13 protein-coding genes are annotated in these 15,267 nt (G+C 41.4%); 6 read left to right on the top strand and 7 right to left on the bottom strand.

Features of this window, described 5'->3' with window-relative positions; all coding sequences use genetic code 11:
• Positions 1 to 20: 20 nt before the first annotated feature.
• The 5 genes from RMX89_RS20370 to RMX89_RS20350 all read right to left on the bottom strand — a co-directional run bounded on the left by RMX89_RS20370 (position 21) and on the right by RMX89_RS20350 (position 5,927).
• On the bottom strand, positions 21 to 1,625 hold the full coding sequence (locus RMX89_RS20370) for a leucine-rich repeat domain-containing protein (protein ID WP_322690213.1): 1,605 nt from the start codon (positions 1,623 to 1,625) through the stop codon (positions 21 to 23).
• 670 nt (positions 1,626 to 2,295) lie between these two features.
• Positions 2,296 to 2,919 carry a Uma2 family endonuclease gene (locus RMX89_RS20365; RefSeq protein WP_322690212.1) on the bottom strand — a complete coding sequence of 208 codons (624 nt, stop codon included), beginning with the start codon at positions 2,917 to 2,919 and terminating at the stop codon, positions 2,296 to 2,298.
• A 49-nt stretch (positions 2,920 to 2,968) separates the two neighbouring features.
• Positions 2,969 to 3,592, bottom strand: coding sequence for a Uma2 family endonuclease (locus RMX89_RS20360; protein WP_322690211.1), 624 nt, complete (start codon positions 3,590 to 3,592; stop codon positions 2,969 to 2,971).
• Between the two features lie 85 nt (positions 3,593 to 3,677).
• The gene (locus RMX89_RS20355) at positions 3,678 to 4,496 is read right to left on the bottom strand and encodes a type 1 glutamine amidotransferase (RefSeq protein WP_322690210.1); all 819 of its coding nucleotides are present in this window, start codon (positions 4,494 to 4,496) and stop codon (positions 3,678 to 3,680) included.
• Between the two features lie 93 nt (positions 4,497 to 4,589).
• On the bottom strand, positions 4,590 to 5,927 hold the full coding sequence (locus RMX89_RS20350) for a Mur ligase family protein (RefSeq protein ID WP_322690209.1): 1,338 nt from the start codon (positions 5,925 to 5,927) through the stop codon (positions 4,590 to 4,592).
• A 287-nt stretch (positions 5,928 to 6,214) separates the two neighbouring features.
• Here RMX89_RS20350 and RMX89_RS20345 point away from each other — a divergent pair, with 287 nt between their 5' ends.
• The 4 genes from RMX89_RS20345 to RMX89_RS20330 all read left to right on the top strand — a co-directional run bounded on the left by RMX89_RS20345 (position 6,215) and on the right by RMX89_RS20330 (position 8,144).
• On the top strand, positions 6,215 to 6,802 hold the full coding sequence (locus tag RMX89_RS20345; protein WP_322684607.1) for a thylakoid membrane photosystem I accumulation factor: 588 nt from the start codon (positions 6,215 to 6,217) through the stop codon (positions 6,800 to 6,802).
• A gap of 177 nt (positions 6,803 to 6,979) precedes the next feature.
• A complete protein-coding gene (locus tag RMX89_RS20340; RefSeq protein ID WP_322674968.1) occupies positions 6,980 to 7,588 on the top strand; it encodes a hypothetical protein in 609 nt (202 codons plus the stop codon).
• A gap of 137 nt (positions 7,589 to 7,725) precedes the next feature.
• A complete protein-coding gene (locus tag RMX89_RS20335; protein WP_322690208.1) occupies positions 7,726 to 7,908 on the top strand; it encodes a type II toxin-antitoxin system HicA family toxin in 183 nt (60 codons plus the stop codon).
• An 11-nt stretch (positions 7,909 to 7,919) separates the two neighbouring features.
• Entirely contained in the window at positions 7,920 to 8,144 is a 225-nt protein-coding gene (locus tag RMX89_RS20330) for a type II toxin-antitoxin system HicB family antitoxin (protein WP_289796608.1), read from the top strand.
• A gap of 139 nt (positions 8,145 to 8,283) precedes the next feature.
• Here the strand turns inward: RMX89_RS20330 and murD are convergent, their stop codons facing one another.
• Both murD and glyS read right to left on the bottom strand, forming a co-directional pair.
• Positions 8,284 to 9,798, bottom strand: coding sequence for a UDP-N-acetylmuramoyl-L-alanine--D-glutamate ligase (gene murD / locus RMX89_RS20325; RefSeq protein ID WP_322690207.1), 1,515 nt, complete (start codon positions 9,796 to 9,798; stop codon positions 8,284 to 8,286).
• Between the two features lie 82 nt (positions 9,799 to 9,880).
• On the bottom strand, positions 9,881 to 12,031 hold the full coding sequence (glyS, locus tag RMX89_RS20320; RefSeq protein WP_322690206.1) for a glycine--tRNA ligase subunit beta: 2,151 nt from the start codon (positions 12,029 to 12,031) through the stop codon (positions 9,881 to 9,883).
• 518 nt (positions 12,032 to 12,549) lie between these two features.
• Between glyS and RMX89_RS20315 the strand changes: the two genes are divergently transcribed.
• Both RMX89_RS20315 and RMX89_RS20310 read left to right on the top strand, forming a co-directional pair.
• Positions 12,550 to 13,128, top strand: coding sequence for a PEP-CTERM sorting domain-containing protein (locus RMX89_RS20315; RefSeq protein ID WP_322690205.1), 579 nt, complete (start codon positions 12,550 to 12,552; stop codon positions 13,126 to 13,128).
• Positions 13,129 to 13,867: 739 nt separating this feature from the next.
• On the top strand, positions 13,868 to 15,157 hold the full coding sequence (locus tag RMX89_RS20310) for a glycosyltransferase family 4 protein (protein ID WP_322674964.1): 1,290 nt from the start codon (positions 13,868 to 13,870) through the stop codon (positions 15,155 to 15,157).
• The last annotated feature ends 110 nt before the right edge of the window (positions 15,158 to 15,267 follow it).

The following is a 15,267-nucleotide window of genomic DNA, read 5'->3' as shown; positions in this document are numbered from 1 at the left end:
TTTTCTTTTAATCCTTTTATTCAGAATACTCGGAAAGTGACAGAAGAGGGATAATGCTTGATTTTATCTAAAACTTGTTCTAAATCTCTGTTGGTAGCAAGGTTTGTTGCTAAAGTCTCTTTTAAATTAGTAAACTGTCCCCGTAACTGGAGTTCATTAATCTCTCTGTAGCGGTTTTGCTTCTCATTTTTGATGATTAGCAGCGGACTGTTATCGCTCAAGAGTTCTACAACATTCAGCCAGTAATAAAAATCCGTGTCTTCCTTGCGGGTATCTGCCACCAAAGTATAGAGAGAACGCTTGGTGAGGAAAAATTGGTGAGTAGCATGGTAAATCTCTTGCCCCCCAAAGTCCCAAATATTGACTTGAAATTCTCGCCCATTTTCCATTGGGAAACCCCACAGGATCACCTCAATTCCCTTCGTAGAGTCTTCCTCTCGAAGTTGATAATTTTGGTCTTTAATCTTTTTCGCCAGTGTTGTCTTCCCTGCTCCTCCTTCACCAACAATTAGTAACTTTGCCTCGTACAGATAATCTGTACCTTCTACTTGTATTTGTCGAAGATAATCCTTAATGGCCTTAATACCTTTTTCAACAACTTCTGGCGGTGGCTTTTCGATAGGATTGTCCCATAAATTCAGGGTGGTGAGTTGTTGCAGACTGGCGATCGCTTCTGGCAGTGTCGTTAATTTGTTGTAGCTTAAATTCAGGGTGGTGAGTTGTTGGTGACTGACGATCGCTTCTGGCAGTGTCGTTAATTGGTTATAGCTTAAATCCAGGGTAGTGAGTTGTTGGAGACTGGCGATCGCTTCTGGCAGTGTCATTAATGGGTTGTGGCTTAAATTCAGGGTGGTGAGTTGTTGGAGACTGGCGATCGCTTCTGGTAGCGTCGTTAATTGGTTGAAGCTTAAATTCAGGGAAGTGAGTTGTTGCAGGCGGGCGATCGCTTCTGGCAGTGTCCTTAATCGGTTGTGGATTAAATATAGGGAAGTGAGTTGTTGCAGGCGGGTGAGCGCTTCTGGCAGTGTCCTTAATTCGTTGACGCTTAAATTCAGAGAAGTGAGTTGTTGCAGGCGGGTGATCGCTTCTGGCAGTGTCCTTAATCGGTTGCCGTTTAAATCCAGGGAAGTGAGTTGTTGCAGGCGGGCGATCACTTCTGGCAATGTCGTTAATTGGTTGCCCCTTAAATTCAGGGAAGTGAGTTGTTGCAGGCGGGCGATCGCTTCTGGCAGTGTCCTTAATTCGTTGACGCTTAAATCCAGGGAAGTGAGTTGTTGCAGGCGGGCGATCACTTCTGGCAGTGTCCTTAATTGGTTGCCCTTTAAATCCAGGGAAGTGAGTTGTTGCAGGCGTGCGATCGCTTCTGGCAGTGTCCTTAATTGGTTGCCGCTTAAATCCAGGGAAGTGAGTTGTTGCAGGCGGGCGATCGCTTCTGGCAGTGTCCTTAATTGGTTGCCGCTTAAATTCAAAACCTCCAACCATTCCAGTTGAAACACCTCAGCAGGAATCTCTGTTAATTTTTCCTTGTTATCAGTATGCCAATCATTGCTTAAATCTAATTCTTTAAGCTGTTTCTCTTTCGCTTCTCGGATTTTTTCAAGGTAACGTTGAGGCGTATTTTCCATACTGAGGTTCACCTGTCAACGAAAATTATATGTAATACCCCTGATTCGCTGGACAATCTCGCAACCACTAATATTTTGCACTAATCCTAACAAACGCCACAGGTTAGAAACCTATAGCTGATAGCGAAAGTCCTCTTAAGAGGACTAAATTCTTTCCAGACTTAGGTTTTAGTCCATTTGAGTGGCTTTGGCTATTGGTTCTTAGAAGTTCGAGTTTCAGGCGATCGCGGGTGCTAATTGAGAATGCTGCAAGATATCAAAGCAACCTACTATCCTGTGTAGCACTACATGAGCGCTAATGATTTTTACGGAATCTAAAAAGAATTTATCATTACCAATGGCTCAGATTTGCTTGTAAACGAGTCTTTAATACTCATTAATGGGGCTATGAATTTCGTTAATGAATCTTTGATACTCGTGAATGAGTCTTTAATACTCGCGGACGAGTCTTTGATACTCGTGGACGAGTCTTTGATACTCGCGGATGAGTCTTTAATACTCGTGGACGAGTCTTTGTTACTCGTGAATGAGTCTTTGATACTCGTGAATGAGTCTTTGATACTCGTGGACGAGTCTTTGATACTCGCGGACGAGTCTTTGATACTCGCGGACGAGTCTTTGATACTCGCGGACGAGTCTTTGATGACTCTTTTACTTTTTTAGCCCTTGTTTACGCGACTTCTCCAGCTTGAAAAATCTGTTCAGCAGTTAAATTCAATTCTGGGAACGCTGGCGACTGAATGCGATCGCTTCCCCGAAACTGCCTGACCTGATACTCACCTTCAGTTAGTTGGTAAATCGAGATAGTTGGTTGTTTAGGATTGCCAATAAAGCGCCTACCACCTAAACCTAAATAGTCTACAATCCAGTATTCAGGTATTCCGACCTCTTCATATTTACCTGCTTTGGTAAAATAGTCGTCTCGCCAGTTGGTACTTACTACTTCAATTACTAAAGGAATTGATGCCGCTTGGCTTACAGTAGATTCCTTTTTCCACAGAGGTTCATTTACTAAATTAGAGTTATTCAACAACAGTACATCTGGTGAGTAAGCTGCTTCGCTCTGAGTCGGTTTAATGAATGCCGTTTTGGGGATGAAATAAGGTAGTTTTAAACGTTTGTATTCTGTAACTATTTCCCCAACTAAAAATCCAACAATTTGTTCGTGTTCACCTGTGGGAGGAGCCATTTCAACAATTACTCCGTCATGTAGTTCATAGCGTCGTTGTGAGTTTTTTGGATACCAAGTAATAAATTCATCAAATATTACTAGTTTGCGTAAGGTTTGAGTCATACTTTCCTCTTGCTTTATCAGATAAAAATTTCAACCTTAGCCACCTAAATTACGCGATTTCTCCAGCCCGGAAAATCTGTTCAGCAGTTAAATTCAACTCTGGGAACGCTGGCGACTGAATGCGGTCATTTCCCCTAAATTGTCTAACTTGATACTCACCTTCAATTAGTTGGTAAATCGAGATAGTTGGTTGTTTAGGATTGCCAATAAACCGCCTACCGCCTAAACCTAAATAGTCTACAATCCAATATTCAGGAATGCCCAAAGACTCGTAATCTTCTAGCTTCAAAGCATAATCATCGCTCCAGTTGGTTGAAACAACTTCTACAACTAACTTGACTGAACTACCCCGCGTAATAATAGATTCTTTTTTCCAGCGTGGTTCATTGCTGAGAGCTTGTCTATCAAGAACAATGACATCTGGTTCATAACCGGAATCAGTATTAAGTGACTTGATGACACATTCTTTAGGGATAAACCAAGGGATTGACAAACGGGCGATTTCAATAAACAAAGAACCATTTATAAACCCAGCTATCTCTGAGTGCTTCCCTCTTGGCTTAGGCATTTCAACAATTATCCCATCATGTAGTTCATAACGCCTGTCTGAAGATTCGGGATACCAGGCGATAAATTCATCAAATGTTACTTGTTTAGTTAAGGCTTGAGTCATACTTTGCCCTTTTGCTTGATGTCAAATTTGATCCCTCTCCAAACCTCTCCCCGATACGGAGAGAGGCTTAATCAGCGAACTGAAGTTAAACTTTCGCCGCCGCAGCACTTGGTAAACTGACTTTCAATCGCTTAAACATTGCTTCTCGTGCTTGTATGGCGAGAGTATCGTCAAAGGGTTCTAAGGTAATTTCCTGCTGATATTTCAACCGCAGCGCTGTTTGAATTAACCAATCTGCAACAAAAGGATTTTTCGGTAACAAAGGGCCGTGAGAATAAGTAGCGATCGCATTCTGATAAAATGCTCCTTCTGTCCCATCTTCACCATTATTTCCCAAACCGTATACCACTCGCCCCAAAGCTTCCACTTTTCCCAGTTTGGTGCGTCCGCCGTGATTTTCAAAGCCTACCAAATACGGTGTGCTACCTGTCATCTCTTTTAAATCTCGCGCTAGACGTAAGGCTGTCACTTCAATTACCAAGTTGCCAATACAGCGCTTAGTATTTTCACCAGGATGCACGGAAACTAAATCGAGTATTCCCAAACCATCAATTCGTTGCCCCAAGCCTGGTTCATAATAATGTCCCAGTAATTGGGGTGAACCACAAGTAAATACTCCTGGTGTGCCATTTTCGATTTTGTCGCGCATTGCATCAGCTTTTGCACCTTGCAAATCACGCATGACAATTTCTTGCTGACGATCTTGTGCGCCACCACCAACGATGACATCTACTGTTTTAATATCTGCGGCTGTAGAATTTTGATCTAAGGGTAATACTTTCACATCGTATCCCCGCCACTCGGCGCGACGTTCTATAGTAATTACATTACCGCGATCGCCATAAGTACTCATCAGCGTCGGATAAAGCCAACCAATTGTTAATTCCAAATTTTGAGAACTCATAAATTTTGGGAATGGGGCATGGGGCACTTGTACTGAGCGAAGTCGAAGTATTGGGCATTGGGCATAGGAAAAAACTCTTATCCAATGACCAATTTAAAGAATTTTACGACCAGTCAAAACTTCTCGCACTTCTAGCATGGCTGAGTAGGTGGGCAGAATATGCAGAGTTTCATTCTCTGCTGTATGCTCTAATGCAGTAGCGATCGCTTGTCGCAAATCTTCTTCGACTATTAAATTTAAGTTACTCTCAGGGTGCTTTTGGCTGTAACGTAAACGTAGTGCCATATCGTAGACGCGATCGCCACTCACTACTAAAGTCCCGCCGCGTTCGACTAGTTTCTCGGTATCCACGTCCCAAATCCAGGATACATCAGTGCCATCGGGCGTGCGATCGTTCAATACCAGCAGTGTGGTTTTATCTGTGCTTTGAGTAACTACGCGAATGGTTTCATTCGTTCCCACAGGATTTTTTGATAACAATATTCGCACTCGTTTACCGTTAATTACTAAATCTTCAGCCCGACCAAAAGCAGCTTGAAAGGTATTAATAGTATCTCTGATTGTTACTTCATCAACTCCCAACTCAATAGCCGCAGTTGCAGCCGCCAAAGTATTATATTTGTTGTATAAACCGACCAAAATTTGCGACCATTCACTACTTTCTAGAGTCGGTTTACTTTTATTAAAACCACACTTGGGACAAGTAAAATCTCCCAAATGAGACAAATAAACACCCTTGTAATCTAGGGAATGTCCACATTTGGGACAATAAATAGAATCAACAGCGTGAGGAATTGCTTCTAGATAATGTTCTGGTTCATTCAAACCAAAGAATAACACCCGTTGGGGTAACTGCTGACCGAGGTTAGATAAAGTTGGGTCATCAGCATTGGGAATTACCACTGTTTCTGGTGGTAGGGTAGAAATAACTTTTGTCCAACGCTTACTAATTGTATCTACTTCGCCGTACCGATCGAGTTGGTCGCGGAACAAGTTTAAACAGAGGATAATTCGCGGCTGGAGTGGCGTTAATACTCTTGGTACAATATTTTCGTCAACTTCCAAAATGGCGTAATCAGTATTTAGCGTACCTAGTAAGTTGGTGCTTTCCAACAGCGCCGTCATCAAGCCATTTTCCAGATTTGCACCTGTAGAATTATGAGTGACGCGAAAACCCTTGCGTTCTAGGATTGTGCATAAAAGCAGTGCTGTAGTGGTTTTGCCGTTAGTACCAGCAATTAAAATCACTCCATTTTTAACTTGCTGACTCAATAATTGTAAAAGTCGGGGTTCAATGCGACGAGCAATCGAGCCTGGTAATACACTAGCAGCACCCAGACGGAGCGATCGCACTATAAACGTCACACTTTTTGCCACTGAAACAGCGAAACCCAATCGTAGCCTATCTATGAATTGTATTTTGTTTCCCATATCTGTACCCTAGTTTTCTGGTGGTTGCTAATTAAAAGTGCAAATTTAATCTTGTGAGTTTAGCGAATCCTGGCTAAAAAAGCCAGTATTCGCAATTTTAGATTTTGGATTGTTGCGCTACTTTACCTCTGTTTTGACTTCTGCGTAGCGATACCAGCCACTTGCGAGAGATAATCTCAGTAGGCGTTATCTTAAAAAATAGTGCGTGGGCGTAATTACATATCCAGCCCAGTTGGTCAAATTCAGCACAAACTCACAACAAGTAGTAGCTTGCAAGGTTCCTTTTGATGAATAGCACAAAGTTTCTTTTTTTACATAAACAAATTACTGGCTGGCAAAGGTGGTTGTCCAAATGCCTGTTGTTGCTTGTAAGTCTTTTCATTATAAGTATGCAACCTGCATCTGCTGGTCTGAATAATGATTTATATGATGGCAACATCTTTGTCGTTTATGCTGGCAATGGTTCATTGGTTCCTCCCAGACAGACACTAGCACAGACTTTAGCGGAACATAAACCCGTATTTTTGGCTTTTTATCTGGATGATAGTAGCGATTCCAAAAGATATGCCATTTCCATTTCACGGGTACAGGAATTCTACGGTCGGGTAGCAGAGATTATGCCGATTAATGTAGATACTATCCCGCAGAAAGAGACCTACGACCCAACTGAACCAGGATATTACTATGCTGGAAGCGTTCCTCAAGTAGTGGTGTTAAATAAGTCAGGTGAAGTAGTTTTGAATAAAAAGGGTCAAGTACCTTTTGAAGATATAGACGATGAATTTCGTAAAATCTTTGATTTATTACCACGCACTGAAACAGCACAGCTAAAGCGGCGAGCTTTTAACGAGTTTAGTAGTGAGTTAGCTAAGTAACCTATGGGGTAGACCAAATTGGTCTGCCCTAATTTTTAGTTATATCTGTTACTACATTGCCGCCGATGTCAAAGCATAATGATTAGAAAGTTAATCTATAGTCTATAAGTCCGTAACAACTGACTAATGACTAATGACTAATGACCAATGACCAATGACTAAATAGAGTGTATTCTGATGTCAAAGGTTTACACCACTCAGGAACTAATTCAAATTTTGGCAGCCGAACGCCAAGCTTGCCTGAAAGGAAAACGCTTAAAGTTAGAAATAAAAGTCTCTGGCAATCCTGTAATTGACCAGTTTATCAGAACTGATGGGTTGCAACAGTTTACTGCCTATCAAGATTTCAAAACTGCAATTCACGACTATCAGAGAGAAAATCGAGTTTCTGGTATTATTTGGCGGGAAATGACAGTTAAAGGAAAAAACTTGCATTATCCCGAAATAGATAGTGAGTTAATTGCCCTCAATGGTGACTTAGAGATATTAAAAGCCGCTAAAAATTCCATCGTAGAATTTTGGTATGAAGTCTCTATGGGGATGGATTTATATTTGAGTTTCAATAATAGTAAACAATACCAACAAATTGTCACCTCTGATGTAGAGAGAATTGTTCAGAGAACAGAGTGGGCAAGTTTGTGCAAGTGGGAAAATTCTAGCTTTTTGGAAATGATTTTGCAGCTAGGATGGGGTAAACCAGAAGAAGCTTATTATAAACGAGGAAGACCGCGATCGGGTAGTGAATATATTCATGCTGTCAATCCCGGAAATCGCCCTATTGGTTGATTGATGTGTTGGGTAGGAATACTAAAACCCATGACAACATGACGGACAGAATTGCTGACATAATTGTGTTTACTTTGCTTTCTCAATAAGGCACTCTATCTGTAACAGAAATTTTACCTGTACAGATAAGTAGTAACATGAAAGTACGTGATGTAATCAAACGACTGGAAGCTGATGGTTGGTATCTTGATAGAACTAAAGGTAGTCATCGACAGTTCAAACATCCTGATAAACCCGGTGTGGTTACAGTTCCAGGTAAATTGTCTGACGACTTAGCCCCTGGTACTCTCAGTAGTATTTGGAGGCAAGCACAGTTATAAGGAGAACCGCAATGCAGTATGTAGTGGTGATTGAAAAGGCTGAAGGTAATTACTCTGCTTATGTCCCTGATTTACCAGGTTGTGTCGCTGTGGGTGAAACTTTAGAAGAAGTCAAGCAGATGATTGCAGAAGCTATTGAATTTCATATTGAAGGGATGCTAGAAGATGGTTTACCTATTCCTAAACCTACAAGCATCGCTCATGAGGTTGAAGTTGCAAACTATAGCAAAATCTAATTATAGAAAACTACTAAATTAGTACCAAATAATCTTTCTAATATTTTGTCAAATTAGTTTTGAGAGTTTGTAGTAAGGACTTTAGTGGTTAGAAAACAAGGACTAAAGTCCTTACTACGAACTTGTAAACAAACAATGCTTATCGACTTTGAACTATGGACTCTTGACTAGAGTTTTCAAGTTCTGGAAGTTCTACTCTGGCGGGTTTCCAACCACCTGCCCAAGCAAGGCATAGATGACGGAAGCGATCGCCCCGCACCTCAAAATTCGGGTACTGGTCGAAACTCGCACAAGCCGGAGATAGCAATACCACAGGCGCTTGATACTGCTTGGCTAATTCTGCCGACTTGGGAATTGCCCTTTCCATAGTTTCCACAATATGGTATGTATGATACCCCACCTCTCGGAGACGTTTAGCAAATGCGGGTGCAGCAGAGCCAATTAATAACACAGCAGCAGCTTTGGTTTGAATTTGTGCTAGCCAAGCAGTATCATCACCTGCTTTGGCTTCTCCACCAGCAATTAAAATTGCTGGACTGTTAACAGATGCTAAACCTACTTCAGCCGCATCGTAATTAGTAGCTTTGCTATCGTTAATGAAATCGATACCTTCCCATGTGCAGATATGCTCCAAACGATGGGCAACACCAGGAAATTCCCGAACTGCACGGGCGATCGCATCACGATTAATTCCCGCTAATCTTGCTGTTGCTACTGCCATCAAAAGATTTTGCTGGTTATGTTCTCCCACCATTCGCAAACTAGATACTTTCACAATCGGTTCTGGTGCCGAGGTTGCAGTCAATTTTTCCACAACCCAGCCGTCTTCGATGTAAAAGCCTTTTTCGCTAATCAGAAAATCTTTTCCTCTGACACTTGTCCAATAGGCATCAGGCCAAGCACTTAAACCTAACTGGCTCAAGTACGCATCATCGCCATTGAATACTTGCAACTCCGACTGACGTAATAATTTGGCTTTGATGTTGTAATAGTTTTCTAAAGTTTTATGGCGACTGAGGTGATCTGGCGTGAAAGTCGTCCAAACCCCGATCCGGGGAGCAAGAGAACTCGAAGATTCTATTTGATAGCTGCTAACTTCGGCAATTACCCAATCGAGTGACGAGTGAGGAGTTAGGAGTGAGGAGTTAGGAGTGAAGAGTGAGGAATTATCAAATGCCTCCGCTGCTTCCCCTGCTCCCTGAGATAGGGCAACTTCACAAGCGGCGTAGCCAATATTACCGCAGGCGGGTGCATTTAATTCTGCTGCTTGGAAAATGGCAGCAATTAAAGCTGTGGTAGTAGTTTTGCCATTAGTGCCAGTAATTCCTACCCAAGGTAGTGATTGTAAATTTCGCCATGCGAGTTCCATTTCGCCAATGGTTTCAATACCTAATTGGCGTGCCTCAACTAATACGGGAATATCCCAAGGCACGCCAGGACTAACGACTATTAATTGCGGTAAATTAGCACCATTCAATTCTAGGGATTGTCCTAGTTTAACGGTTATTTGCTCGGCAGCGAGTTCTTGTTGTTGTTCTAGGAGGGTTTCGGAGGTGTTGCGATCGCTCAGCTCTACCTCCCAACCTTCCCGTTTCAACAATCTCGCCGCAGCAACACCGGACTTTCCCAATCCAATAACATGAGCTTTGGACATAGATTGCAGCAGAGTCCCTGGTTAAGCACTCCCTATAGTAGCCTTTCTTGGCAAAAATTACACAAGTTTTTGTTGACCTACGCTACAGATTTTTGACGATCGCACCGAAGTCAGCTAAAACACGGGCATGATTGCGAACTAATCCGAGCAGATGTAACCGATTACGCTTGATTTCTGGATCGGAGTCCATAACTAAAACGCTATCTGGGCCATCAAAGAAGTTACTAACTGCCGGAGCAATTTTTGTGAGTGCTGCTACTAATAGTTGATAATTTCGTGTCTGCTGTGCTGCTTGAGTTTGTGGTACTGATTCGATTAGTGCATTATACAAAGCGTCTTCAGAGGGCTTTTGGAATAATTCTTGACGAACTACGGTTGTCGGTTCTAGCTGTTTTGTATCCAAATCACCTTGAGCGGCTAATCGTGTGGAACGGTTAACGGTTTCGTAGATGTTATCTAAGGTACTGTCGTTGCGGATTTGTTGTAAGTACAAGGCGCGATCGCGGACATCCAATAAATCTTTTAACGTTCGTTCTGTGTATTCTGGATCGTTTTCTCCTAAAACTGCATTTACTAAGTCGTAATCAATCTGTTTTTCTTCTTGTAATAAAGTGCGGATGCGTTGCAAGAAAAACTCTTGTAATGCTGTGGTTAATAATGCCTGGTCTTTATGATATTTTGCTGCAAAGTCTATCGATATTTGCTTCAAAAAATCATCTAAATTTATTGGCAAATTATCAAACCAAACAATTTTAACTACAGCATTAGCCGCACGGCGTAAGGCGAAGGGATCGGATGAACCGGAAGGAATTAAACCTAAACCAAAGATACTCACTAAAGTATCTAATCTATCTGCCAAACCAACAATTTTACCCGTGAGTGTTTCCGGTAAAACATCACCGGCTCCCTTTGGCAAATAATGTTGATAAATTGCCTTTGCTACTTCGGCATCTTCATCACTGGCTAAGGCATATTTTTCTCCCATAATGCCTTGCAATTCGGGGAATTCATACACCATTTGAGTGACTAAATCTGCTTTACATAATAAAGCAGCACGTTGGATTCTTTGGCTTTGACTTTCCGCTAATTCTAATTGGCTGCTAATTTGCTCGGCGATTTTAACTATTCTATCTACCTTGGCACGCACCGAACCCAATTCTTCTTGGAAGGTGACTTTTTCCAATTGCGGTAAAAAGCTTTCTAATGGTTTAGTTAAATCAGCTTCGTAGAAAAATCTCCCATCAGCTAATCTGGCACGAATTACCCTTTCATTTCCGACGGCAACAATATCTGATTTTTTGGGATCGGCGTTAGAAATTGTGATGAAGTTGGGCAATAATTCTTGCTCAAAACTCCCTGGTTTGAATACAGGAAAATAACGTTGATGAGTAACCATGACTTCGGTAATTACCTCAGTTGGTAATTCCAAAAATTCTGGTTCAAATTTACCAACAACTGCGGAAGGATATTCTACAAGGTTGGTTACTTCCGCTAATAAATCGGGGTAAATTACTGTATACCCGCCTAAATTCTCTGCAACTGCGTTTACTTGCTCTTTAATCAGATTTACCCGTTCTTCTGGGTCAACGGTGACAAATGCAGACTTGAGGGCGGTAACATAATCAGTAGCCTGGGCAATTGTCACAGGTTCGGGATGCAAAACCCGATGACCTTGAGAAATGCGATCGCTCTGGATCGTTTTAGAACCATTCACTAATTCTAAAGGCAATACCGTCTCATCTAACAAAGCTACCAGCCAACGAATTGGTCGGGAAAACCTGGCATCCCCATTTCCCCAACGCATCAACCGCTTACCTTCCAAACCCCAAATCCACTGGGGAACAAGTTCTGTCAAAATTTCCGCTACAGGACGACCGGGAATTCTTTTTTGCACAAAAACAAATTCCCCTTTGTCTGTGGGGCGAACTGACAGCGCATCCAGTGCCACACCTTGCTTTTTGGCAAAGCCTGCTGCTGCTGCTGTCGGGTGACCATCTTTAAAGGCGGCTTGGGCGGGGGGCCCTTTAATTTCTTCTTCTCGGTCTGGTTGCTGCGATGGTAGACCTGTAATCAATACCGCCAGCCGCCGGGGAGTACCGTACACCTGGACATCGCCCTTGAGGCTGTTTGCTTCCAGGCTTTGGGGAATGCGTTCCTGCCATTGCACTAAAGCATCACTGAGAAAACTTGCAGGTAGTTCTTCTGTACCAACTTCTAATAGAAACCCAGGCATATAACACTGTTTTCAACTTTGCGTAGCTCAACTTTATCAGTTATTCTCAGGCGATCGCTCGTGATTTTTAGCTGAATCGGTCATCGAAGAGAATAAAGGGAAAACCTCATAGTTAAAAATTCTAAATTCAACCAACATTAAAGATATTTTGTCTGCGGTACGCTATGCAAATAGACGAGGATTTTAACCCCTAATGTTAGAAGATCCCCCAGACTAACTGGGCTACGTAAAAACGCAGGGATTTCAAACCCTTTAATTTCGATAAATAAGGAATGGAAGTTAAGCTACGGTGGATTGCATAGAAAGAAGCGTAGACGCAGAGGAGTTTGTTGTCAGACATCACTATAGACTTGACATTTTATGCAAAACTTTATAAAACAAGTGCTTCTCTTCATAGATTCATTACATTACATACCGTATTTTATGCGGTATTTACGGATATATATTTCTATCGTAAGCTTAGTCTTGATTGATGCATTGATATATGCATCATGAAAATCAATTTTGGAGTTATGACCATGAAAAATATTTTCGCCCAAATTACTGCGATCGCAGCAACCAGTGTTGCGATCGCTACTAGTGCTAACAACCCAGCCCAAGCTATTGAATTAAACTTTAATTGGCAAGGTAATGCTGGTTACTCAGCAACAGGTTCATTTAGCTACGACGAAACTACAGCACCAACAATCATTTCAGAACTTGGTAGTGGAGCCACCAACTTTTTACAATCCTTGAATGTCTCCTTCTTAGACCCATCTAAAAATCTTCTGGGAACCTATAACACTGTAAGTGGTGGAGTATCAGAATCTAACTTCTTCGCTTTCAATTTTAATACTTCCACTCAGACATTATTTGGCCCCTTTGATGTCGCCGGAGGAACGGGTGTAATTGGAGAATATTTCTTTCAAGGAACGGTTGGCGACTCTTTGCAATTACGTCAGGATGTCGATCAACAAGGAACGTCAACAATACTAGATCAAAATTCTGGCTTTATTCAAGTATCCAAAGTTCCAGAGCCTGCTTCTTTGTTGGGTTTGCTAGCATTTGCTGGTTTGGGTATAGCTTCAACTCTAAAGAAAAAGCAAGCCTTTTACTAGAAATTAGGGCTTTCTAGTCAGAGCTTGCCAAATTTACTGAATCTCTATTCTAGCCCTACTAGTTCAGTTAACTAGTAGGGTTATCATATAACCTCATTAAAAATATGAGTGAAATTAATTTTACTTTTACCTCAGCATTTATTACTCAGCACTCAACACTGTTTTAGTCAGCGCCTTTGAACTACTCAAAAAGTGGGATTCTCCTCAATTAATACAATACTGGTGACTTGGTTAAAAATACTTCATGTGCCAGTTGAAAAGGCGGAATGAGGGTTATATGCATAACAGTGGATATAATGTTACAATTCCTCCAGTGTAAATTTAGGCATTGATTCGTAAATAAAGAGACCAACTCTTGTCATAATCATCAGAAAATAAAGTCTATATTTATCAATAATCTCACCTGTTTATACAAAGTTATATTTTGATTTTTAAGTGTTTTATGCCTGACAAAAATTATCTTTTGAAAACTATAAAGAAAATTTATAAGCAATGTTTAACACCTTTTTTTTAATTAAACAATTTAACCAGTCAAAATACAGCATTTGTAAATAAATGAGGTAAGAAAAAACAGAGAGACAAACCAGATATAAACAGTTTCTACCTCTGCTTCCTGCCTCTAAACCTATAGCTTTATGCAAAAGAAAACCTTGTAAGCAATAAAAATAGCAGCCCCTACTGGCTATTAATAAGTAATTTGCTCGTCTCATGCTGTATTCACAAAATTCACAAATAGTTCATGCATATTCTGATTTATTCCTACAACTATCATCCAGAGCCAATTGGAATTGCTCCGTTAATGACTGAATTGGCAGAAGGGTTAGTAAAGCGAGGTCATAAAGTGCGAGTGATTACGGGAATGCCCAACTATCCTCAGCGCGAAATTTACGATGGGTATCAAAATAAATGGTATCTTACGGAACAAAAAAATGGCGTCACAATTGCGCGAAGTTACGTGCGAATTAAGTCTAAACCTAACCTCGTAGATCGCCTGTTACTGGAGTTGAGCTTTGTTTTCACAAGCTTACCCCAAGCCTTTAAAGGTGGGCGACCAGATGTAATTATCCTAACAGTTCCGCCGCTACTAGGTACATTGCCAGCAACAACATTAGGCTGGTTATACAACTGCCCAGTAGTTCTAAATGTGCAAGATATTTTACCAGAAGCTGCTGTGCGTATCGGGCTATTAAAAAACAAGTGGATGATCCGAACTCTTGCAGCTTTAGAGAAATTTGCATATCGGACTGCACACACTATTAGTGTGATCGCTGATGGGTTTCGTGAGAATTTAGTAAATAAGGGAGTACCTGTTAATAAAATCGTTTGTATTCCCAATTGGGTAAATGTAAATTTCATTCGCCCGTTACCGAAACAGAGCAACTCTTGGATATCTAACCACCAATTAGATGGGAAATTTGTAGTACTTTATTCAGGCAACATTGCTCTAACGCAAGGTTTAGAGACAGTAATCGAAGCAGCCGTTTGTTTACGTCATATCAAGGATATTGTCTTTGTCATTGTTGGCGAATCAAGAGCATTGCAAAGATTGCAGGAATATTGTTTATCAAAGGGAGCAGATAATGTTTTGCTACTACCATTACAGCCGCGAGAAAAACTACCTGAAATGCTAGCGGCTTCTGATGTTGGGCTAATTGTGCAAAAGCACAATGTGATTTCGTTCAATATGCCTTCAAAAATACCACTTTTGTTGGCGAGTGGTCGCCCAATTGTGGGTTCAGTTCCCGCCACTGGTACTGCTGCTAAAGCCATCGAACTCAGTGGTGGTGGGATAGTTGTTGAACCAGAATCGCCCCAAGCAATGGCTGCTGCGGTGCGTAATTTATATGCTAATCCGGCTCTAATGACGAAGCTAGGTAACACAGGAAGACAATTTGCCGAAGAAAACTATTCCTTAGAGCAAGCGCTCGATCGGTATGAGTGGCTTTTTTCTCATATTGTTACCAACCGAAAATCAACTGTGGGGATTTTACCAAAATTCGATTCTAAGAAATCAGTTGTGGATGGTTGAAGGGGATTGAGGATTTCTCACTCGTTAGCTACACAAATAAAACCCCGATTGGAATAAATTAAATCACCCGAATGGGTGATTTAAAGATCAACCGGTCAGGTGAACTAACT

This window comes from Nostoc sp. DedSLP04, assembly GCF_034530775.1.
In the GTDB taxonomy this organism is placed as follows: Bacteria; Cyanobacteriota; Cyanobacteriia; order Cyanobacteriales; family Nostocaceae; genus Nostoc.
This window is presented reverse-complemented; position numbering and strand designations above follow the sequence as displayed.